This is a genomic window from Flavobacterium sp. (genome assembly GCF_017744675.1).
Classification (GTDB): domain Bacteria; phylum Bacteroidota; class Bacteroidia; order Flavobacteriales; family Flavobacteriaceae; genus Flavobacterium.
Genome location: NZ_JAGIAV010000009.1, coordinates 53,985 through 77,839, shown reverse-complemented (window position 1 = coordinate 77,839; position 23,855 = coordinate 53,985). Strand labels below are relative to the sequence as shown.

The 23,855-nt window shown below is 32.4% G+C and carries 17 protein-coding genes; 9 read left to right on the top strand and 8 right to left on the bottom strand.

Annotated features, from left to right (window positions below; all coding sequences use genetic code 11):
* The first annotated feature begins 73 nt into the window (after positions 1 to 73).
* The 3 genes from J7574_RS22810 to J7574_RS22800 all read left to right on the top strand — a co-directional run bounded on the left by J7574_RS22810 (position 74) and on the right by J7574_RS22800 (position 3,042).
* Positions 74 to 832, top strand: a complete 759-nt coding sequence (locus J7574_RS22810) for a methyltransferase domain-containing protein (RefSeq protein WP_290974500.1) — start codon at positions 74 to 76, stop codon at positions 830 to 832.
* Between the two features lie 406 nt (positions 833 to 1,238).
* Positions 1,239 to 2,663, top strand: a complete 1,425-nt coding sequence (locus J7574_RS22805; RefSeq protein WP_290974497.1) for a HAMP domain-containing sensor histidine kinase — start codon at positions 1,239 to 1,241, stop codon at positions 2,661 to 2,663.
* Positions 2,653 to 3,042 (top strand): response regulator, encoded by a 390-nt coding sequence (locus tag J7574_RS22800; protein WP_290974494.1) that lies wholly within the window; start codon positions 2,653 to 2,655, stop codon positions 3,040 to 3,042. The genes J7574_RS22805 and J7574_RS22800 overlap by 11 nt, the downstream gene beginning before the upstream one ends.
* On the opposite strand, the gene J7574_RS22795 is transcribed toward J7574_RS22800, so the two are convergent.
* Complete coding sequence (locus tag J7574_RS22795) at positions 3,039 to 4,199, bottom strand: peptidoglycan endopeptidase (RefSeq protein WP_290974491.1); 1,161 nt, start codon at positions 4,197 to 4,199, stop codon at positions 3,039 to 3,041. The genes J7574_RS22800 and J7574_RS22795 overlap by 4 nt on opposite strands.
* A gap of 244 nt (positions 4,200 to 4,443) precedes the next feature.
* On the opposite strand from J7574_RS22795, the gene J7574_RS22790 reads away from it, so the two are divergent.
* Entirely contained in the window at positions 4,444 to 5,823 is a 1,380-nt protein-coding gene (locus J7574_RS22790) for a kelch repeat-containing protein (RefSeq protein ID WP_290974487.1), read from the top strand.
* Positions 5,824 to 5,900: 77 nt separating this feature from the next.
* Here the strand turns inward: J7574_RS22790 and J7574_RS22785 are convergent, their stop codons facing one another.
* The 3 genes from J7574_RS22785 to J7574_RS22775 form a co-directional block, all read right to left on the bottom strand.
* Positions 5,901 to 8,165, bottom strand: a complete 2,265-nt coding sequence (locus J7574_RS22785; protein WP_290974484.1) for an aconitate hydratase — start codon at positions 8,163 to 8,165, stop codon at positions 5,901 to 5,903.
* A gap of 123 nt (positions 8,166 to 8,288) precedes the next feature.
* The gene (locus J7574_RS22780; RefSeq protein WP_290974482.1) at positions 8,289 to 11,060 is read right to left on the bottom strand and encodes a bifunctional aconitate hydratase 2/2-methylisocitrate dehydratase; all 2,772 of its coding nucleotides are present in this window, start codon (positions 11,058 to 11,060) and stop codon (positions 8,289 to 8,291) included.
* 379 nt (positions 11,061 to 11,439) lie between these two features.
* Positions 11,440 to 11,667 carry a hypothetical protein gene (locus J7574_RS22775; RefSeq protein WP_290974478.1) on the bottom strand — a complete coding sequence of 76 codons (228 nt, stop codon included), beginning with the start codon at positions 11,665 to 11,667 and terminating at the stop codon, positions 11,440 to 11,442.
* 168 nt (positions 11,668 to 11,835) lie between these two features.
* On the opposite strand from J7574_RS22775, the gene J7574_RS22770 reads away from it, so the two are divergent.
* Genes J7574_RS22770 through J7574_RS22760 form a run of 3 tightly spaced genes read left to right on the top strand, consistent with a single transcriptional unit; the run spans position 11,836 to position 16,216 of the window.
* A complete protein-coding gene (locus J7574_RS22770) occupies positions 11,836 to 13,071 on the top strand; it encodes a lanthionine synthetase C family protein (RefSeq protein ID WP_290974475.1) in 1,236 nt (411 codons plus the stop codon).
* Between the two features lie 8 nt (positions 13,072 to 13,079).
* Positions 13,080 to 15,329 carry a lantibiotic dehydratase family protein gene (locus J7574_RS22765; RefSeq protein WP_290974472.1) on the top strand — a complete coding sequence of 750 codons (2,250 nt, stop codon included), beginning with the start codon at positions 13,080 to 13,082 and terminating at the stop codon, positions 15,327 to 15,329.
* The gene (locus tag J7574_RS22760) at positions 15,326 to 16,216 is read left to right on the top strand and encodes a thiopeptide-type bacteriocin biosynthesis protein (protein ID WP_290974469.1); all 891 of its coding nucleotides are present in this window, start codon (positions 15,326 to 15,328) and stop codon (positions 16,214 to 16,216) included. Before J7574_RS22765 ends, J7574_RS22760 begins: the two co-directional genes overlap by 4 nt.
* On the opposite strand, the gene J7574_RS22755 is transcribed toward J7574_RS22760, so the two are convergent.
* Entirely contained in the window at positions 16,203 to 17,156 is a 954-nt protein-coding gene (locus J7574_RS22755; RefSeq protein ID WP_290974466.1) for a MoxR family ATPase, read from the bottom strand. The genes J7574_RS22760 and J7574_RS22755 overlap by 14 nt on opposite strands.
* A 78-nt stretch (positions 17,157 to 17,234) precedes the next feature.
* Entirely contained in the window at positions 17,235 to 18,659 is a 1,425-nt protein-coding gene (locus tag J7574_RS22750; protein ID WP_290974463.1) for a peptidylprolyl isomerase, read from the bottom strand.
* A 486-nt stretch (positions 18,660 to 19,145) separates the two neighbouring features.
* Here J7574_RS22750 and J7574_RS22745 point away from each other — a divergent pair, with 486 nt between their 5' ends.
* Both J7574_RS22745 and J7574_RS22740 read left to right on the top strand, forming a co-directional pair.
* Positions 19,146 to 20,585, top strand: coding sequence for an alpha-amylase (locus J7574_RS22745; protein ID WP_290974460.1), 1,440 nt, complete (start codon positions 19,146 to 19,148; stop codon positions 20,583 to 20,585).
* A 222-nt stretch (positions 20,586 to 20,807) separates the two neighbouring features.
* On the top strand, positions 20,808 to 22,400 hold the full coding sequence (locus tag J7574_RS22740) for a peptide chain release factor 3 (RefSeq protein ID WP_132989548.1): 1,593 nt from the start codon (positions 20,808 to 20,810) through the stop codon (positions 22,398 to 22,400).
* Between the two features lie 59 nt (positions 22,401 to 22,459).
* Here J7574_RS22740 and J7574_RS22735 read toward each other — a convergent pair whose 3' ends face one another.
* Both J7574_RS22735 and J7574_RS22730 read right to left on the bottom strand, forming a co-directional pair.
* The gene (locus J7574_RS22735; protein WP_290974455.1) at positions 22,460 to 23,212 is read right to left on the bottom strand and encodes a hypothetical protein; all 753 of its coding nucleotides are present in this window, start codon (positions 23,210 to 23,212) and stop codon (positions 22,460 to 22,462) included.
* Between the two features lie 330 nt (positions 23,213 to 23,542).
* Positions 23,543 to 23,854 carry a DUF3467 domain-containing protein gene (locus tag J7574_RS22730; RefSeq protein WP_290974452.1) on the bottom strand — a complete coding sequence of 104 codons (312 nt, stop codon included), beginning with the start codon at positions 23,852 to 23,854 and terminating at the stop codon, positions 23,543 to 23,545.
* Position 23,855 lies beyond the last annotated feature (1 nt).

The following is a 23,855-nucleotide window of genomic DNA, read 5'->3' as shown; positions in this document are numbered from 1 at the left end:
AACATTTGGGACAATATTTTCATTTGTTTTGAAGCATTAGAAATTTTCCCTAATTTTAAATAAAACAATATTTATGACTTGGGATCCTAAAAAATATAACGAATTTAAAGAAGAACGTTCTAAACCTTTTAATGATCTTACAAGTCATATTGTTGACAAACCCAATCTAAAAGTTATAGATCTCGGTTGCGGAACAGGTGAGCTTACGCAAAAATTATCTCAAAAACTTACGAATCCGTTTGTTCTTGGTGTTGACAATTCTGCAGAAATGCTGGTTAAAGCTCCTGTACAAGAAAATCTTGAGTTTAAAGAAATTCCTATTTTAGAGCAGATTAATGCTGAAACCAAATGGGACTTGATTTTTTCGAATGCCGCATTGCAATGGATTGATAACCACAACGAGCTTTTTCCAAAAATTATTTCGCGTATAAACCCAGGTGGTCAGCTTGCAGTTCAAATGCCGCAACAGAATGAAAACATCCTTAATAAAATACTTTTACAGTTGGTGCAAGAAGAGCCTTTTGCATCTTACCTTAACAATTGGACACGCCCTTCTCCCGTTTTAACTTTAGATGAATACGCTAAAATACTCTTTGAAAATGGCGGTAAAGATTTAATCCTTTATGAAAAAGTTTACCCTCTTATTTCTACTAAAAAAGATGACTTTTTCGACTTCATTTCGGGCTCTGCCTTAACCGTTTATCAAGAAAGATTAGGCGAAAAAGAATTTGCAGCTTTAGCATCTGAATTTAAAAAAAGAATAGATTCTTATTTCCCTTCACTCCCATCGATTTACGCCTTTAGAAGATTGATCATTTATGCTAAGTTTTAAGCAAATTAACTCTATAAATTCTTAAACAAAAACCTAAAAATATCATTTTTATATCAAGACCTTTAATACTCTTTTTTTCTATTGAGAATTGAGTCTAAAATGAGTTCTGTTTAAGTTGCAAAAAAAATAAAACTGTATTTTTTCAACTTATAAAACTAAAAATCAAATAATTAAACAAAAAAATTACCAATAAAAAAAATTCGTTTCATACCTACTTTTTTTACTAAAATCATAAGATAAATTTTATTATATTTGATAGAATGATTTCAAGGGCATTTTAAAAAAGCAAAATACATTAACAAGTGTTTAATTTTTTAAAATAAACCAATACACTCCATACTTGTTTGTTTAGACTAACAAAAACACGCATAAGGCACTTTATTATTAACCTACTAATTTTAAGATTATGTCTAAATTGCAAGCTTTAAAAAACTTTCGTTTCCCAAATGTTTTCATTCTTATTTTAATAGTTTTTATTTCGTGCGCATTATTAATTTGCATCAATTTTTTTACCATTAAGATTTTATCTGCCAACAGAGCTTACGTAAACGGTGAATCTCATTATTCGAAAGGCCAAAAAGATGCATCGAGACACTTAATCACATATTTATTTACGAAGAATCCCGGACAGTGGAAATTATACCTTGAAGAACTAAAAGTGCCACAAGGCGATGGTATTGCGAGAATTACGCTTTTAAAAGCTGGAGATAATAAAATTGCCAGAAGAGGATTTCTTGTCGGCAGAAATAACGAAGGTGATTTAGATGATATTATCTGGCTCTTTGAAAATTTCAAAAACGTAAGCTTCCTATCTAAAGCCATACATGAATGGGGACAAGGAGATAAATTAATTTTTAATCTGTTTGTTGTTGGCCAGCAGATTAACGCCAAAATAGAGCGCAATATATTAACTGACGAAGATCAAAAAAAATACTTAAAAGAAATCAGTTCAATAAGTGACCGATTAACGATTAATGAGCGTAATTTTTCTAATACACTAGGAGAAGGAACAAGAAAAATAAAGGATTTGCTAATTATTACAAATATCTTTTTTATCCTGATTATAATCTGCAGCGTTTGTATGTATTATTCGATCATGGTAAAAAGATTATTAGTTTCGAAGAAAGAAACGGAGGTGAAAAACGAAAATCTTATTGTTGTAAATCGCGAATTGGATCGATTTGTCTATAGCGCTTCACACGATTTGAGATCGCCTATCACTTCGTTAAAAGGCCTTATTGAAATAACAGCACTAGAAGACGACGTAGAACAGGTTAGAAATTACTTGCAAATGATGCATCAGAGTCTTGAAAGGCAAGATCAGTTTATTAGCGACATTATTGATTATTCTAAAAACAAAAGAAAAGAAGTAATCATGGAAACAGTAAGCTTGAAAGAACTGTGCAATGAAGCTATTTTACAACTGATGCATATTGAAAATGCAAATCGCATTAAATTCACGCAAGAGCTTTTGATCGATCAGATTGAAAGTGATGGCCTTCGTTTAAAAATCATCATTAACAATCTGCTTTCTAATGCCATAAAGTATGCAGATTGTAGCAAAAAAGAAATGTTTATAACGATAAAAACTTACTTTAGTGAAGGTTTAAATAAAATCGAAGTTACAGATAATGGAATCGGAATTCATGACGATCACAAAGCTAATATTTTTGATATGTATTTTGGAACCAACAAAAACAAAGGTTCCGGATTAGGCTTATATATTGTAAAAGAAGCTGTTGAAAATATTAGAGGAGATATTTCTGTTTTTTCAGAAAGCAGTGTTGGAAGTAAATTTATAGTAACAATACCAAATTCTTATGCCGTATAGATCTCAATTTATAATTATAGAGGACAATCTGATTGATCAATTTGTCACTAAAAAGTTGCTAAAAAAAGGGCTTGATATCAATCCAGTCTGCATAGCTAATAATGGAAAGGAAGGCATTAATTGGATTCTTAAGAATCTGCCACAAAACCCATTAATTATTCTTCTAGACATTCAAATGCCTATTATGAATGGTTTTGAATTTTTGGAAGAATTTGATAGGCTACCAGAAGATATAAAAGCAAGAACTGAAATTTTTGTACTTTCATCAACTCTTGACATTGATGAAATCAAAAAAGTTAGAGAAAACAAATATGTATCCGACTTCTGGAATAAACCTTTCAGGTTAGAAATACTGAAAAATGCGTTTCTGCAAGTTTAATTTAAAATACGGTTTACTTGAGAAAAAGTTCTTGTATAGTATGGCTCTTTTGTAGAAGAAATCATTACTCCGCCGTGTGTAGATGAATGCACAAATTTAATTTCTCCGCCTTCTGCCACTTCTACAATCATTCCAACATGATTAATATGACGTCTTCCGTTTGTTCTAAAGAAAATTAAATCTCCTTTTTGAGCTTCTTCTGTGCTCACCCTTGTTCCTATTCGAGATTGCTCTATAGAACTTCTAGGCAGTTTAATATCAAAATTATTAAATGTACAAATCATTAAGCCTGAACAATCAAACCCTGCTTTAGTTGTTCCGCCTGATCTGTATCTTGTTCCTATATTTTCGGTAGCATTTGCAATAAGCTGTTCTATTAATTCAGAATGGTTTCCTCCTATTCTAACATAAGAAGAATCTTTTTTGATTTCTGGAGCAGTTTCAGCTATTTGGTTAGAAGGAGCTTCTGTCTGCAAACTCGGTTCCTGGACGTTTTTTGTTGCCTGAATGGCATCTGCCTTTTCTTTTGGAATACGAATTTTTAACAAATAGCCAACCGGCACTTTTCCTTTAATTGAAGGATTCTGGCGCTCTAGTTCTGCAACTGTAATGCCGTATTCTTTAGAAATACCATATTTCGTTTCTTTAGATTTTACTTCTCTAATAAATTCTACATCTGTCGAAACTGTTTCTGCAGGAGTTTCCGGTTGTTTTTCTTTTACTAAAGCTAGATCATCAGATGGAATAATTATCTGTTGCCCTATTTTCAAACCTTCTGTTTCCAAAAGCGGATTTGCTTTCTTTAAATCATCAACAGAAACATTATATTTTTTAGAAATTCCCCAAAGTGTTTCTTTAGAGGTTACTTCGTGAGTCCCAGAAGTATTAGGAGGAGTATTATTTGTTGCAACTTCAATATTTTTAGTCTTTGACTTTGCAGTGCTTTTATTTTTATTCGGAATTAAAAGTGTTGAATTTAGTTTCAAAATTTTAGGAGCATTTGGATTTGCATCTGCAATATCTTTTACTTTCACTCCATACTTTTTAGCAATAACTGAAAGGTTTTCTCCTTGCGAAATCTTGTGCTTAATAAAATTATCCTGCGCAAAAGCTCCAACACTGACAAAAAACAATACTATTATTAACCGATAAACCATATTCTAATTATTAAAGTTTTGACACTTTATTTTATGTTACACAATAATTTCAACTCAAAAAAGACAAATATATTGCCTAAAAAGCGAATTTAACTTTTTAAAGTAAAAAAACAGGCATTTTTAACAATTAATTTACCTCATATTAACAGCCTCGGCACAGAAATTGACTCAACTTTTTGAAACGCAGTTTTTTATAAAAAATGCGTATTTTTATAAATAATTCCGCTAAACCAAATTCTATATTGTGAAAAAAATACTTTTGATTTTAGTCTTTCTCCCTTTTTTATCAAAAGCACAGACTATAAAAGGCATCGTTGTTTCTAAAAAGAACAATACAGCGATAGAAGAGACCAACATCATTACTTTGTCCGGAAAATTTGGAACTTTAACCAATACCAATGGTGAATTTACACTAAAGCTTCCTTCTAATTTCAAAAATCAGGACAGTTTACAGTTTTCGCACGTTGGATTCATCACAACAAAAATTGCCTTAAGCGATTTAAAAAAATCCGATTTCAAAGTTTCACTTCAGGAGAATGTTGAGAATTTAAAAGGTTTGATCATTGCTGCCAATCATAAATTAAGATTAAAGTCTAAATTAAACTCAACCAAATTAGCTCCTTTAAAATATAATATAGCTTCTTTTGGATCACTTTTACATGACGGCAAAATCTATATTATAGGCGGAGATGCAAGCTTTGTAGTTGACCCTTGGGAAAAAGTTAAACGAGAACGTCCAGATTTTACTTTAAGAGAGTATTTACGAGAAATTCGCACTAATCCAAATTATTTCTCTTACAAAGAAAAATTATTAACCTACGATATACCCAATAATACTTGGGAAGATTCAAATCTAAAATTCAGAAAAAGAGCTTTTCATAATCTCAATTATTACAATGACAAAATCTATATTTTAGGAGGAAAAAAAATTTCTGACAATGGAGTTTTTGAATATTTACAAAATGAGATTGAGATATTTGATACTAAAAATCAAACCATTACAATTGACAAAACAAATCCCCACCAAGCCGCCAATGCCGCTTCATTTACTTATAATGACAACATTATTTTAATTGGTGGTTCAATAAAAATGAATGATAAAAACAAAAAGACATTTACAAATAAAGTGCATCAATACAACATTACTTCTGGCTATTGGTACGAACTTACAAGCATGCCAATTGCCAAAGAAACTTCAGGTGTTCTTATAAATGATAAAATCTATTTAATTGGCGGAAGTAACGAAAATGCTTTATCTCAAATTGAATCTTTTGATTTAAAGACTGAAAAATGGCAGACAGAAGGAGAATTATTTACTGGCTTGGAAAGACCAGCCGTTACCTTTAATGAAAATACCATTTATATTTACGAAAATAATCTAATGTATCTTTACGACATCAAATCAAAGCAATTGAAAGAATATTTGGTTGATATTCAATTAAAAAATTCTAGCATGTATTATTACAACAACAAATTATACATACTGGGCGGAAGTACTCAAAATGATTTCTCTTCTACTCCCTCTAAAAATGTATATAGTATCGACATTGAGGAATTTGACAAAACACAACTCAATCATATTAAAGTCTTATCATCTGGCTTGAGTTTTTCTAAAGCAAACTAAACAAATATGCCGAATTTATTAAGCATAAAAAAGCCCTGTTATTCACAGGGCTTCTTAATTGTATAAATCTTAAAATATTAAGCTTTTCCAGCAGCGATTAAGTTTAATGCAGAGCCTGCAACAAACCAACCAATCTGTCCTTCGTTATACGTATGATTAGCCAAGATAATATCTTTTGTACCATCTGCATGAACAAATTCAAGAGTTAATGGTTTACCTGGAGCAAATTCTGTTAAATCTAAGAAGTTGATTGTATCATCTTCTTGAATTTTATCGTAATCTGCTTCGTTAGCAAATGTCAATCCTAAAAGACCTTGTTTTTTAAGGTTTGTTTCGTGAATACGAGCAAAAGATTTCACTAATACCGCTTTAACTCCTAAGAAACGTGGCTCCATCGCAGCGTGCTCACGAGAAGAACCTTCTCCGTAGTTATGATCTCCAACTACAATAGACGGAACTCCAGCTGCCTTGTATGCACGAGCTACAGCAGGAACAGCATCATATTCGCCTGTCAATTGATTTTTAACAGAATTTGTTTTTTGGTTATACGCATTTACAGCTCCAATCAACATATTGTTTGAAATGTTATCTAAGTGTCCGCGGAAACGCAACCAAGGCCCAGCCATAGAAATGTGGTCTGTTGTACATTTTCCGAATGCTTTGATTAACAATTTAGCACCTGTGATATTTTTACCATCCCAAGCGTTAAATGGAGCCAACAATTGCAAACGTTCTGAAGTAGGATTAACCACAACCTGAACATTTGAACCATCTGCAGCCGGAGCCTGAAACCCTGGATCTTCTGCATAAAAACCTTTAGGAGGAAGTTCTTGCCCTGTTGGTTCGTCAAGTTTTACTTCTTCTCCATCTTCGTTGATTAATGTATCTGTTAATGGATTAAAACTTAAATCACCGGCAATAGCCAAAGCTGTTACCAATTCTGGAGAACCTACAAAAGCTAAAGTATTTGGATTACCGTCTGCACGTTTTGAGAAGTTACGGTTGAAAGAATGCACAATTGTGTTTCTCTCTTCTTTTTCTGCTCCTTCTCTATCCCACATACCAATACATGGTCCGCAAGCATTTGCAAAAACTGTCGCTCCAATTTTATGGAAAGTATCAATAAAACCATCTCTTTCTATTGTAGAACGAACTACTTCAGAACCTGGGGTGATTGTAAATTGTGATTTTGTTTTTAGATTTTTATCTGCAACTTGTCTTGCCAACGACGCTGCGCGGGAAATATCTTCGTAAGAAGAGTTTGTACAAGAACCAATTAAACCTACTTGGATTTGTAATGGCCAGTTATTTTTAACTGCTTCCTCTTTCATTTTAGAAATTGGAGTTGCTAAATCTGGAGTAAAAGGACCATTTAAATGTGGCTCTAATGTAGACAAGTCAATTTCGATAACTTGATCGAAGTATTTTTCTGGATTAGCATATACTTCTGGATCTCCTGTTAGATAAGAAGCGATTTTATCTGCAGCATCAGCCACTTCTGCTCTATTTGTAGAACGAAGGTAGCGGCTCATAGAATCATCGTAACCAAAAGTTGAAGTTGTTGCTCCAATTTCAGCTCCCATGTTACAGATAGTTCCTTTACCTGTACAAGACATTGCATTTGCACCTTCTCCAAAATATTCTACAATAGCTCCAGTTCCTCCTTTTACAGTTAGAATACCTGCTACTTTAAGAATAACATCTTTTGGAGCTGTCCATCCTGATAATTTACCAGTTAATTTAACTCCGATAAGTTTAGGAAACTTAAGCTCCCAAGCCATTCCAGACATAACATCTACAGCATCTGCTCCACCAACACCAATTGCCACCATTCCTAGACCACCTGCATTTACAGTGTGAGAATCGGTACCAATCATCATTCCACCAGGAAATGCATAATTTTCAAGCACAACTTGATGGATAATTCCAGCTCCTGGTTTCCAGAAACCAATTCCGTATTTATTAGACACCGAAGATAAGAAGTCAAAAACCTCATTACTTTGTGTTTTTGCTCTAGCCAAATCGGTTACCGCATCCACTTTTGCCTGAATCAAGTGATCGCAGTGAACCGTTGTAGGTACCGCCACTTTAGATTTACCAGCATGCATAAACTGCAATAATGCCATCTGCGCAGTTGCATCTTGACACGCTACACGGTCTGGTGCAAAATCAACATAATCAACTCCTCTTCCAAACGCCTTAGTAGGATTTCCATCCCAAAGGTGATTGTATAAAATTTTCTCTGTTAAAGTAAGCGGACGACCAACAATCTCACGCGCTTTATCAACGCGAGCTGGCATGTTTTCGTACACTTTTTTAATCATTTCGATATCAAAAGCCATAGATTTTTTTGTTTTTATTATTCTTTTTTGAACATGACAAGTTACAAAAAATAGAACAATTATTACTAAAAAAGCCCGAGTTTTACGACTCGGGCTTTGAAATATTATTAAACAATCTTTCGATTACATAACTAATTGTTTATTAGATGGTGCAAACTTAGTCAAGTTGATACCATCTACCGCAGCAGTGTATTCTTCCATAGTTGGAGTTCTACCTAAAATTGTAGAAAGAACCACAACTGGAGTAGAAGAAAGCAATGATTCTCCTTTTTTACCCTCAGCATCTTCTACAACTCTTCCTTGGAATAAACGAGTAGATGTTGCCATTACCGTATCTCCTTTAGCCGCTTTTTCTTGGTTCCCCATACAAAGGTTACATCCAGGACGCTCTAAATACAACATGTTTTCATATTCTGTACGAGCTGCACCTTTTGGAGCATTATCGTCAAATTCGAAACCAGAGTATCTTTGTAAAACTTCCCAGTCACCTTCAGCTTTAAGCTCGTCCACAATGTTGTAAGTAGGAGGAGCAACCACAAGAGGAGCTTTAAATTCAACTTTTCCTTGTTGCGCTTCAACATTTTTCAACATCTGAGCAAGGATTTTCATATCTCCTTTATGAACCATACAAGAACCAATAAATCCAAGATCTACTTTTTTATCTCCACCATAGAAAGATAATGGTCTGATAGTATCGTGAGTATAACGTTTAGAAACGTCTTTATTATTTACATCTGGGTCAGCGATCATTGGTTCAGCAATTTGATCCAAATCAACCACAACTTCAGCATAATATTTAGCATTTGCATCTGGAGTTAAAGCTGGTTTTTCGCCAGATTTAATTTCAGCAATTCTCTTATCAGCTTTGTTGATTAACCCTTGAAGAACTTGTCTTTCATTATCCATTCCTTTGTCGATCATGATTTGGATTCTGCCTTTAGCAATTTCCAATGATTCGATCAAAGTATCATCTTCTGAAATACAGATAGAAGCTTTTGCTTTCATCTCTGCAGTCCAATCTGTAAATGTAAACGCTTGGTCAGCAGTAAGAGTTCCAATGTGAACCTCAATGATTCTTCCTTGGAATACGTTCTCACCGTTGAATTTCTTAAGCATTTGAGCTTGTGTAGCGTGAACCACATCACGAAAATCCATATACTCTTTCATATCTCCTACGAAAGTTACTTTTACAGATTCTGGAATAGGCATAGAAGCTTCACCAGTAGCTAATGCAAGCGCAACAGTTCCTGAGTCAGCACCAAAAGCAACACCTTTAGACATTCTTGTGTGAGAGTCACCACCGATAATGATTGCCCATTCGTCGATAGTAATATCATTAAGCACTTTATGGATAACGTCTGTCATTGAATGATAAACACCTTTCGGGTCACGAGCCGTGATTAAACCGAAGTTGTTCATAAATTTCATCAATTTAGGAATATTAGCCTGAGCCTTTTTATCCCAAACTGAAGCAGTATGACAACCCGATTGGTAAGCACCATCAACAATTGGAGAAATAACTGTAGCAGCCATAGATTCTAATTCCTGAGCAGTCATAAGACCTGTAGTATCTTGAGAACCTACAATGTTTACTTCTACACGAACGTCAGATCCTGCGTGCAACACTTTCCCTGGAGCAATTCCAACAGCATTTTTATTGAAGATTTTTTCAACTGCAGTTAAACCTTGTCCTTCGTTAGAAATTTCTTTAGATGGAGCAAATACAGCAGGAGCTTGAATATCTAAAACCTTAGCTGCGAAAGTCTGAAGTTTTTTACCAAATACAATTGCGTAAGATCCTCCAGCTCTAATAAATTCTTTCTTTTGAGGAGTAAATGATCTCGAAATATCGATCAATTCCTGATCACCGTTGTATAATTTTTTAGTTTGTGTATTGATAGTTAAAACCGTTCCTGTAGCAACTGAATAAGCTTGCTCAAGAATTGGTTCGTTATTTTCGTTCAATACTGGTTTTCCGTCTGCATCAAGTTTTTTAACCCAGTTTTTAAGGTCAATTCCGATACCTCCAGTTACATCAACTGTAGTAAGGAAAATTGGAGAAATACCATTTGTACCTCCAACAATTGGTGCAATATTTACGAATGGAACGTATGGGCTAGCTTGTTTTCCAGTCCAAAGTGCTACGTTGTTCACTCCTGACATACGAGAAGAACCAACTCCCATTGTACCTTTTTCAGCAATTAACATCACACTAGCATCTGGATGTTTCGCTTGAAGCGCTTGAATTTCTTTTTGCGCTTCTGGAGTAATCATACATTTTCCGTGAAGCTCACGATCTGAACGTGAGTGAGCTTGATTTCCTGGAGATAATAAATCTGTAGAGATATCACCTTCTCCAGCAATATAAGTAACAACTTTAATTTCTTCAGCTACTTCTGGAAGTTTCGTGAAGAATTCAGCTTTTGCATAACTTTCGATAATTTCTTTAGCGAATGCATTACCATTTTTGAACGCTTCTTTCAAACGATCTGTATCTGCATCATAAAGAAAAACTTGTGTTTTAAGAACATCTGCTGCTTGTTGAGCGATTGCAGCATCATTTCCTAAAGCCAAATCTAATAACACTTCGATTGAAGGCCCACCCTTCATGTGCGATAATAATTCAAAAGCAAAATCAGGCGTAATCTCTTTTACAATAGATTGGCCTAAAATGATTTCTTTTAAAAACTTTGCTTTTTCACCTGCAGCGCTTGTAGTACCAGGTAAAGTATTGTAAATAAAAAACTTAAGAGAATCTTCGCGGTATGCGTTATCAACATCTTTAATTTGGGCAATGATTTCGCTTAATAATTCAGCTCCATCAATTGGTTTAGGGTGCAACCCTTGACTTTTTCTTTCTTCAATTTCTTGAAGGTAATCCTGATAAATATTCATAATAAAAGCGGATTTATTTTTTTTGAGGCAAATTTAAGCATTAAACACGATAATTAAAAAAAATTTAATAGAACAAGGCTTTTCAAAAATTATTATTGCTAAAAAACGATTTTCACTGCTTGTTTTTGCCAAAAAATCAGTTTTATATTAAAATAATGAATTATTAACATTTAAAAATCTTTTCTTTAACAAAGTCGAAATTCAATGTTATTAAGCAAGTAAGTTTTTACATCTATTTTCACGAAGAATCTTTCTAAATTAAAAATTATAACGTTATAGTTCGATCTTAATTTCTTTTACAAGAATTATTTTGAAAACAAAAAAAAAACAGTAGAACGATCTACTGTTTTCGATTATGAATTAAAATGTCTGCTTAAAATTAACTAATGAAAGGAGGGTTTTCACAGGCAAGATCAACAGATTCCACACATGTCTGTGCTGCTGCAGTAGCGTGAGTTTGCACAGGTCCGCATTTTCCATTGCAGGATGTCATTGGACTATCTGCACACGTATAAGTATCACCTCCGCCGCCTTTTATCATCTTAGCAGAAAATTTTGAAATCACATTTTTATCTAAACGTAATTCATTAATAGATTTTTTTTTCATTTTAATGCTTTTTGTTATTAATAATAAAACCAAATCTAAATATTTTTTTTTAATTTATAAATAAAAAATTACATATTATTTAAAATAAATAATATTTTTACTTCAAAAATATCCACAATGCTGTCTTAAAAATTAAATTTAATTTTCAAGATATATATTTAAACTTATATGCAAAATACAAATATTAATCAAATTTATATTACAACTAAATTAAATTTCAAATTAGAAGAAATTTATAAAATTCTAAAGAGCAAACATCAATCTGAAAATTTAGGTGTATTAACTGGATTAACTGGTCTTGCAATGTTTCACTTTTATTATTCTCGATTTAAGAATGAAGATGAGGCATCCGATCTAGGAGTTAAAATTATAACCGATTGTTTTGAAAAAATAAACGATAACTACGAACTTCCAACTTATTGTAGCGGTATTGCAGGCTTTGGATGGGCCCTTGAACATCTGCACATAGAAAATTTTATTGAGTTTGATAATGACAAAGTGCTATCAGACTTGGATCATTATCTTTTCGAAAGACAATCTATAGACGCTTCAATAGGCTACTTTGATTTTTTACATGGAAGCATTGGCTACGGTTATTATTTTCTATCACGTTATAAAAGCACAACTTCACAAAAGCTAAAGAACAGATATAAAATTTACCTCTTAGAATTAATCTCATCAATTGGAAAATTTGCAATAGAATCTGAAAATAAAATGAAATGGGAATCTGTTCTAAGCATTGAAACACAAAAACGCGGATACAATTTTAGTCTTTCTCATGGAATTCCTAGTATTATTAATTTTCTTTCCCGATTACATAGTCATTCAGATTTTAAATTACATGTAAAACCGTTAATCGAAAAAAGTATTTCATACATACTCCACCATAAAAACAAAGAAACTAATCATTATTCTATATTTCCTAATTTCGAATGTGAACTTGGCAATAGCAATCAACATAGTCGATTAGCTTGGTGCTATGGAGATCTAGGAATTGGTATAACCTTACTACAAGCATCTAAAACCCTTAAAAATAACAACATTAATAAAACAGCTATTGATATTTTAAAGCATTCTGCAAATAGAATACAACAACATGACACATTAATTAATGATGCAGGAATTTGCCATGGCGCATTTGGTATAGCGAAAGTTTTCAACAGAGCTTATAAAGAAACTCGAGAGCCAATTTTCAAAAAAGCAACAGAATACTGGCTAAATGAGGGCCTTAAAATGAGTTTTCATGAAGATGGTTTTGCTGGATACAAAAAATGGATTGGCGGCAAACAAACGTGGAAAAACGAATTATCCCTATTAGAAGGTATTAGTGGAATAGGATTAGTTATTATCGACTACCTAACAGATAATAAATTTAATTGGGATGAATGTTTAATGATCAGTTAATATAAAAAATGTCAAATAAAAATCCTTACCAAGCATTTAATAAATTCATTTTAAGAACTCCTCTTTATTCTTTAGATTTTTACAAGAATTTTACAAAGAAAACAAATTTAAATGATGAAGATTTTCTATCTTTAATCAATGATCCGGTTTTAAGAGAAGCTATATATATAGCCTCTCCAGTTCTTTACAATGCAATTCTAAAATGGATCAACAAAGAAGAAACTGGCAAAGGTTCAGAAAATCCAGAAAAATTAAAATTATCTATTTTAAAATATATTTCTCGGTTATCATCAAGATGTACTCCTTTTGGGTTATTTGCGGGATGTACTATAGGAAATATTACCTCTACAACTAATATAGTTTTAAACGGAGCAACTCATAATAAACGACATACTCGCTTCGACATGAATTACTTAGTAGCACTATCACAGAATTTATCTAAACTTGATTTTATAAAAAACCAACTACTATTCCGTCCAAACAAAAGCATGTATGAAGTCGCTGACAAGATACGCTATATTGAATATTACTATACAAACGGACGAAGAAATCATCAAGTTGTTTCAATAAGTAACTCAAAACATATAAAAAAAATCATAGAGATTTCTAAAAAAGGTGCATTGATAAATGATATTGCAAATGAAATTGTTTCTGAAAGCATTAGTCACGAAACAGCAACCAATTTCATCGAAGAACTAATTAACAATCAGGTACTTATAAGCAACTTAGAACCATCAGTCACAGGAATTGAATTTTACAATCAAATAATTTTAATAATAGAAAAATTAAACCAAACTGAAAGTGTATTAGATAAATTACATCTTTTGAAATCAAAGCTAATTGAAATCGACGAAAACATAGGAAATAATATAGAAAAGTATAAAACTATAATTGAAATTTTAAAGGACCTAAACACAGAGTTTGATCTAAGTCACTTATTTCAAACCGATATGAGTATCTCCACGGCTCACAACACACTAAACATTAGTTTGGTAAATTCGGTTAGAAAGGGCATGTCTGTACTAAATAAATTTTCACATAACTCTGAAAATGCAACACTATTAGAATTTAAAAAAAGATTTTACACACGATACGAAAATCAAGAAATACAACTATCAAAAGTACTTGATTCTGAAATAGGAATAGGTTATCATAAAAGATTTGAGCAAAACACAACTAATCCTCTTATTGATGATTTAAGCTTGCCAGAAACCAAAATCAAAAACTCAAGCCAAACATTTGAATGGAATCCTTTTAATTCTTTCTTTCACAAAAAAATATTACAGGCAAATAAAAATAACAACTTAGTTATTAACATTACCCAAAACGAACTAAGCCATTTAGATGAAAATTGGCTTAATCTTCCAGATACAATATCTACAATAATAGAATTAGTAATTATTGATAAAAAAGAAAAAGTAAAGTTTAGTGGAATTGGAGGTTCAAGCGCGGCTAATTTATTAGGAAGATTTTGCCACAGTGATATAAAAATAAATGAATATGTAAACACAATTATAGAGACTGAAAATAACATCAATGAAGACTCTATTCTAGCAGAAATAATTCACCTCCCTGAGTCTCGTGTCGGAAACATACTTATGAGACCCTCTTTTAGAAATTTTGAAATACCTTATTTAGGAAATTCAACATTAGGAGATGAATTTCAAATTTCAATTGATGACTTATATATATCTATCAAAAATGATAAATTGGTATTAAGATCAAAAAAACACAATCGTAAGGTTATACCACGTTTAACAAATGCTCATAATTATTCTCAAAACTCACTTCCTATCTATCATTTCTTATGCGATTTTCAGCTTGAAGGAAAAAGGCAAGGAATGTCTTTTAATTTAGGCAGTATCTCGAATACATATGACTTTATCCCTAGAATTGAATATGAAGATGTTATTCTATATGAAGCAACATGGAATATTGAGAAAAAAGATATTGAGAGTTTAATTAAAAACATAAACAACCAAAATGAATTCATTCTAGAAATTGAAAATTTTAGAAAAATAAAAAAAATACCTCTATTTGCTGTACTTGTGGAAAATGATAATGAGTTACTAATTAATTTTAATAATTTGACTTCAGTTAAAATGCTAATAGATATAGTTAGAAAAAAAAGCAATTTCATTTTAAAGGAATTCTTGCATGCAGAAAAAAGTGAAATTTTAGACACCAATAAAGAATATTACTCAAACGAAATAATTTTATCATTCTTCAATAATCAAAAACTATCAAACAATCTATGAGTAAAATAATGCAACGCGATTATCTGCCGGGAGATAAATGGATTTATTATAAAATATATACAGGACATTCTACATCAGATTTAATTTTAACTGAGACAATTCTACCCATTTGTCAGTCATTATTAAAACAACATATTATTGACAAATGGTTCTTTGTAAGATATTCGGATCCAGAACACCATTTACGAGTTAGATTACACCTAAAGGACACGAGCAATTTCGCTGTTGTAGTACAACGATTTAAAGATATTTTTAAAAAATATATTATAGCAAATATAATTTGGAACATTCAATTAGATACTTATAAACAAGAAATTGAACGCTACGGAGGTAAAAAAAAAGTAGAATTATCAGAAGATCTTTTTTTTCATGATAGTTTAATGATTTCTAAGTTTGTTAGTTTAATTGAAGGAGAAGAAGGGGAAGAAATTAGATGGCTTTTCAGTCTTAGAGCCATTGATACATTTCTTGACAGTTTTCATTTTACAATAACAGAAAAACTCAATTTAATGGATCAATTAAAAACTGGTTTTGGAAATGAGTTTGGCATATCGAGACCTCTAAAAAAACAATTAGACGAAAAGTTCAGAATAAACCGTAAGAGAATCGAAAATTTTCTAAATCCAACATTTTTTACAAATCCAGATTATATAGAAATACAAGAAATTTTAGATACAAAAAGAGAAAATTCTATTGAAACTATCAAAAAAACAATCTCTTCTTGTAAAAAATCAAAAACTAACATTAATACCTTTGTAGCTAGTCATATCCACATGACAATGAATCGAATATTTAAATCAAAAGGAAGAATTCACGAATTGGTTATATACGATTTTTTGTATCGTTATTATCTTTCAACTTATCATAAAAAAGCTAAAGTAACTTAGCAATGATAGCTTCTTCTGTTATACCTTCAGCATCAGCTTTATAATTTTTAATAATTCTATGTCTCAAAATACCAGTTGCAACTGCTTGGACATCTTCAATATCTGGCGAAAACTTTCCGTTGAAAGCGGCATGTGCTTTTGCTGCTAAAATTAAGTTTTGCGAAGCTCTTGGCCCTGCACCCCAATCCAGGCAGTTTTTCACAAAATCGTTAGTCAAACTATTGTCAGGACGAGTTTTGCTCACCAAAGTTACAGCATATTCGATAACGTTATCTGCTACCGGAATTCTTCGGATTAAGTGCTGGAAATCGATAATTTCCTGAGCTGTAAACAGCGGATTGATTTCTGTCTTTACATCAGAAGTGGTTCTTTTCACTACTTGAACTTCTTCTTCAAAAGTTGGATATTCCAATTTAATGGCAAACATAAAACGGTCTAACTGAGCTTCTGGCAAAGGATAAGTTCCTTCTTGCTCAATTGGGTTCTGAGTCGCCAAGACAAAATATGGTAAATCTAATTTATGATGCTGGCCTGCAATAGTCACTGACCTCTCTTGCATTGCTTCTAACAAAGCGGCTTGTGTTTTTGGCGGTGTTCTATTAATCTCGTCGGCCAAAATAATATTAGAAAAAATTGGTCCTTTAATGAATTTAAAATTTCTATTCTCATCCAAAATTTCACTTCCTAAAATATCAGAAGGCATCAAATCTGGCGTAAACTGAATTCTTTTAAAATCTAGCCCTAAAGCCTGAGATAAAGTATTTATCATTAAGGTTTTTGCCAAGCCAGGAACTCCAATTAAAAGCGCGTGGCCTCCAGAAAATATACAAAGTAAAATTTGATCTACAACGGCGTCCTGCCCTACAATGATTTTCGCTATCTCTTTTTTTAGTTCGTTTCTTTTTTGAACTAAATTATGAATTGCTGTTACGTCAGACATTTATGAATGTATTTAAAATTAAAAAGAGTTAGTTTTATGAATTCATAAAACTAACTCTTTTTATTTATTTATTAAAACTTATTTTTTCAACCAATTGTTTGCAAAAGTACAGTCTTTGTATTCGCCAATAATTTTGATGTAGGTATCTTTAATTTTAGCATCAAACCATTTTGCGATGGCATTAATCTGCTTTTCTTTTAATGCTAATTCTTTAATCTTAGTATAATCTTTAGCATAATCTGCAGCATGTTCATCAATGCGATTTGTAACTGTAATAATTTTATATGTCTTTTTTTCTTTTTCGTCAGTGTTCAAAAGTGGCTGAGAAATCTCGTCTCCTTTTAAGTTGGAAACTTGGCTGTACAATTGCGGATCCATTTTAGTCAGCTCAAATCGAGTATCTTGTGTTGTTGGATTTACCAATGTTCCTCCGTTTGTTCTCGTTTCTTTTTCATCAGATTCTGTTCTTGCCGCTTCAGCAAAAGTCAGTTCTTTATTGATAATTTTATTCCTAATATTAGTGATTCGCTCTTTAGCTTCTTTCATAGCCGCTTCTGAAACTGTTGGAGACAATAAAATATGGCGAAGTTCTACTTCTTGCCCCTTAATTTTTTCTACCATAATGATATGGAACCCAAAAGTAGTTTCAAACGGTTGCGAAATCTCGCCTGCTTGTAAACTAAACGCAACATCTTTAAACTCTTTTACAAAAGGAGTCTTACGTGTTATCTTATAAAACCCTCCAGATGGAACAGACGCTTTATCCTGTGAATATAAAACTGCTTTTGTCGCAAAACTCGAACCGTCAAGAACATCTTGTCTTATAGCATTTAGTTTATCTATAACTTTCTGCTTGTCTTCTTTAGAAATTTTAGGCTCCACCACAATTTGTGCTACTTCCATTTCAGCTCCAAAAGTTGGTAGTTCATCTTTTGGGATTTTCTTAAAGAAGTTACGTACTTCTTCTGGAGTAATCTCAACATCTTTAATGATTTTATCTCTCATTTCAGAAGCCAATTTCTGCTCCTTCAAGATGTCGGCAAAATAGGTTTTAAACTCTTCTACAGAACTTTTTTTATAGTATTCAACTACTTTATTGATATCTCCTACTTGTTGCGTCATATAGTTAAGACGCTCTTCCATCATACTTCTTACCTCTGCGTCACTCACAATAATACTATCCTGAATGGCTTGGTGAGCGTATAATTTATCTTCTAAAAGCTTACCTAGCATCTGGCATCTTGTAATATCTTTTGTAGATCCGCCTTGAGCAGTAATTTCCAAAAATCCTTTGTCGATATCAGAATCTAAAACGATATAATCTCCTACCGTAGCAATGATTCCGTCAATTTTCAATTTCCCACCAGTAGGAGCTTCAACTGGCTTTTGGGCAACAACATCAGGAATAATTTCTTGTGCTGTGATAATTGGAGCAAAAAAAAGAAAAAAACAAATTGTTAGTGTCAACTCAATTGTTTTTAGCTGTAATTTTTTTAATAGCATTATTTTAATTTTTATTTGAATGTAAGCCTGTTTTAGATAATCTCTCTTAAATTATTGATGTTCAACCAAACATAAACAATAAAGTATAGTTCTTTCGTAACTTATAACGAACAAAAATAACAATTCAATTACATAATCCAACTATCCGATATACTATTAACAAAAAATTATAGGATAGTATTATATCAATGCTAGGAATCATCTATTTCATTTTTTCATTACAAAGAACGATAATTTTATAATCAATAGCCAAATTTGAATTTTAAAGGCAAATAATTGTCTTATAATAAGCATTATAAAAAAAGTTCTCAACACTACAACGTTTTCGTAACAAACTATTTTCTTACAAATTAAAATTAAATCAAAAAACATTTACTTTAGATGCGTAATTATCATTTTAGGGGATAAAAAATTAGCATTTTATACTTTTTAAAGCCTAAAATTAAATAATTACAAAACTCACTATTTAACTTAACCACATCTATTATGAAAAAACCTATTTTAAAACTATGTCTTATTACGGCATTTTCAGCACTACTTTATTCGTGCTCACAAAATGAAATTAGTGAATCAGATGCCAAAGCAGAAAGCAAACAATTTAAGATTATTGATGTTACGCATCATGACGGAAAACCTTTTAGCACTGGCACTTCTAGTTCTACAACAGGAAAATATGTAGACAATCCAGGAGGCGGTGTTATGATGCAAGCTTTCTATTGGGATGTTCCTGCAGGAGGAACTTGGTGGAATACCGTAAGCAGTAAAGTAACTGCATGGGGAAATGCTGGAATTGGTTCAATTTGGCTTCCGCCAGCATCAAAAGCGCAAAACGGAGCTTTTTCTATGGGATATGACCCAACAGATTATTTTGATTTTGGAGATTACAACCAAAACGGAAGTGTTGAAACAAGATTTGGATCCAAAGCCGAATTGGTAAGCTTAATTACAGCAGCTCATAACGAAAACATTAAAGTTTATGCTGATATTGTAATTAACCATAACAGCGGAGGGCAATCTGAAGCAAATCCGTTTACAGGAACAAATACATGGACAAATTTTACAGGAGTTGCTTCTGGTAAATTTCCGCGTAACTATAATGATTTTTACAAAAACAGTTATGGAAACAATGACGAAGGATCTTTTGGAGGTTTTCCAGATTTATGCCACGCTGCACCAAATGTTCAAAACTGGTTGTGGCTGAGAACCGACGGAGTTGGTAAATATTATAAAAACACCATGAAATTTGATGGTTGGAGATTCGACTACGTAAAAGGTTTTGGTGCATGGGTTGTAAATTCATGGAATGCCAATGTTGGCGGATTTTCTGTTGGAGAATTATGGGACTCAAATGTAAATGTATTAAATGACTGGGCAAACAATGCCAACAGTTCTGTTTTTGACTTTGCATGTTACTATAAAATGAATGACGCTTTTGACGGAAATAACCTTGCATTATTAAATGATGATATGATGTGGAAACGTAACCCATACAAAGCTGTAACATTTGTAACTAATCACGATACAGATGAAATTTGGAGTAAAATGTTGGCGTATTCATATATATTAACTCACGAAGGTTATCCAACAATTTTCTACAGAGATTATGAAGAATGGCTAGACAAAAACAAACTAAACAATCTAATCTGGATTCACAATAATAAAGCAACGGGAACGACTTCTATTTTATATTCTGATAATGACGAATATGTTGCAAGAAGAAACGGATATAACGGAAATCCAGGATTGGTAGTTTACATTAATAATTCAGACGTTTGGCAAGAAAGATGGGTTCAGACGAATTGGGCTAATACTCAAATTAAAGATTTCACAGGAAACTCAACTTGGTATCCAACTACTCAGGCAGACAAATGGGTAAAAATACAATGTCCTCCAAAGGGATATTCAATTTGGTCAATTAATCAGTAATTTTAAAATGACTATTCTAAGGCTGCTCAAAATGAGCAGCCTTTTTTATATTTTGCCACGAATTACACAAATTTACACTAATTAATTTGTGCTAATTTGTGTAATTCGTGGCAAAAAAACTACGTCGAAATGAATCTTGTGAATTAAAGCTCCTTATTTAAGAACCTAATATTTTTATTAAGCCGTAATTAATAGTACTTTTGCAACCTATTTATACGAAATATGAGCTTTTTAAAAGAAATACAACGCAGAAGAACATTTGGAATTATATCGCATCCCGATGCCGGTAAAACGACATTAACAGAGAAATTACTTTTATTTGGAGGTGCAATTCAAGAAGCAGGAGCTGTAAAGAATAACAAAATTAAAAAAGGAGCAACGAGTGACTTTATGGAAATCGAACGCCAAAGAGGTATCTCGGTTTCGACTTCTGTGCTTGCTTTTAATTATAAAGATAAAAAAATCAACATCCTTGATACTCCTGGACACAAGGATTTTGCTGAAGATACATTTAGAACTTTAACTGCTGTTGATAGCGTAATTGTTGTAATTGACGTTGCAAAAGGGGTTGAGGAACAAACTGAAAAATTGGTTGCCGTTTGTAGAATGCGTAACATTCCGATGATTGTTTTCATCAACAAATTAGACCGTGAAGGTAAAGATGCTTTCGATCTAATGGATGAAGTAGAACAAAAATTAGGATTAAAAGTTACGCCTTTGAGTTTCCCTATCGGAATGGGTTATGATTTCCAAGGAATTTACAACTTATGGGAAGAAAACATTAATCTTTTCAGTGGAGACAGCCGTAAAAATATCGAAGAAACAATTGCTTTTTCTGATGTTCAGAATAATCCAGAATTAGACAAAATTGTGGGTGAAAAAGCAGCGAATAAACTTCGTGAAGAATTAGAATTAATTGATGAGGTTTATCCAAAATTTGAGCGTCAAGATTATTTGGACGGAAAGATTCAACCTGTATTCTTTGGTTCTGCTTTAAATAATTTTGGAGTTCGTGAGTTGTTAGATTGTTTCATTACAATCGCTCCTTCTCCAAGAGCAAAAGATTCTGAAACTCGTACAGTTGAGCCGACAGAAGAAAAAATGTCTGGATTTGTTTTCAAAATCCACGCCAACATGGATCCAAAACACCGTGACCGTTTAGCATTTATCAAAATCGTTTCGGGAACTTTTGAAAGAAATAAACCTTATTACCACGTTCGTCAGAAGAAAAACTTAAAATTCTCAAGTCCGAATGCCTTTTTCGCTGAGAAAAAAGAGATCGTAGACATTTCTTATCCTGGTGACATTGTAGGTTTGCATGATACAGGAAACTTTAAAATTGGTGATACTTTAACAGAAGGCGAAATCATGAGTTTTAAAGGAATTCCGAGTTTCTCTCCAGAGCACTTTAGATATATCAACAATGCTGACCCAATGAAAGCTAAGCAATTAGAAAAAGGAGTTGATCAGTTAATGGATGAAGGTGTGGCACAGCTATTTACACTTGAAATGAATAATCGTAAAGTTATCGGAACGGTTGGAGCGCTTCAATATGAAGTAATTCAATATCGTTTAGAGCACGAATATGGAGCAAAATGTACTTATGAAAACTTCCCTGTTCATAAAGCTTGCTGGGTAAAACCAGACGATGCTAAAAATGAAGAGTTCAAAGAATTTAAACGTATCAAACAAAAATTCCTTGCCCATGATAAATACGGTCAATTAGTATTCTTAGCCGATTCTGATTTTACCATTCAAATGACGCAAAGCAAATATCCTTCTGTAAAATTATACTTTACATCAGAATTTGATTAAAAATCTCATTTATTTGAAATATAAAAGGCTGTTTAAATTCTAAACAGCCTTTTTTGTATCTAAATTTCCTTTGTTCTTTTCTCAGAAATATAATTAATTCCTAATCCGCCCGCAATATAAATCCTAGAGAGTTCTTCTGCTGAGATAATTATATTTTGATTCAAAACATTATCTTTCACTAAATTCACATCAAAATTAACTGCTTTAGAAAGATAGTAATCATCTGCTGTAATAGTTATCTGAAATGTCTTAGCATCTTTTGAGACAACTATTGGAATTAAAAACTCACCTGTTTTCGAATTCATTTTCACATTACTTTTTGAACCATTAATAGTTATCTCAAGATTTCTATATGTTTTTTTATCGAAAGGTTTCTTCGTTTTGGCTTCCAATAATTTTCCTTTTACAAAGATTGATTGTTCTTCTGTACTTTGAACATAAGCAACTTTACCAACGGTGTAATGAACTGGCTGTGGAACTCTAATTTCTGTTTCGACATTAGCTTTTTCTTGTCCGCTTACATTTGACACCAATAAAATAGAAGCTGCAACGGCGGCATACTTTAAATTATTGATTTTAGATGTTTCACTATATTGAAATTCTTCTTCTAGCTGGGTTGCTTTCAGTCTTGCGCAAATATTGCTGTCTTTGTTTTCTGCAATGAATTTAGCCACTTCAGAATTCGTTTTTCTACTTAAATCAATTACATTTTTCATGCACGAATTGCAAAATGAACCATTTGCATTAGGAATCATTTTATCAAAATTTTCAGAACAAGGGCTTGCTATTTCTAAGGTGAATTTCTTTTTCATAATGTATCTTTTTAAGTTAGAATCTTTCGCAGATCATTTTACTTATATAGAGTACATTTTACATAAAAAGGTTGGGAAACAGTTTTAAAAAATTTCATTCCAAAATTTTCAGCATAAAAAAAGCGCTAATATTAAATTAGCGCTTTTTTATAATTTGAATTAAATCAACCTTTACTAAGTCATTATATTTCAAAATTCAATCTTTTTTAGGCAACACCAAATTAAAAGAATATTGGATTAGAAAGAAATTTTGTCGACCAAAGTAAATTAAATCAGATTAACTGCATTCTTCTTCCAATAAAAAAGCCCCTTAAAAAGGGGCTTTAAAATTTATGCTTGTCCAGTTGGACCAAAATTAAGCGGAATTGGTGCTTGCTCCGTTTCTTTGATTTCGCCATGAGCAGCCTCAAATCTATGGATATTTTCACCTATAGCACGCAATAATCTTTTAGCATGTTGCGGTGTCAAGACAATTCTTGACTTTACCTTGGCTTTAGGAATACCTGGCATAATGCTCACAAAATCTAAAACAAACTCTGATGAGGAGTGATTAATTATCGCAAGATTAGAATAAATTCCTTCTGCGATGTTTTCATCTAACTCGATATTAATTTGCTCTTGTTGTTGTTTCGGATTACTCATA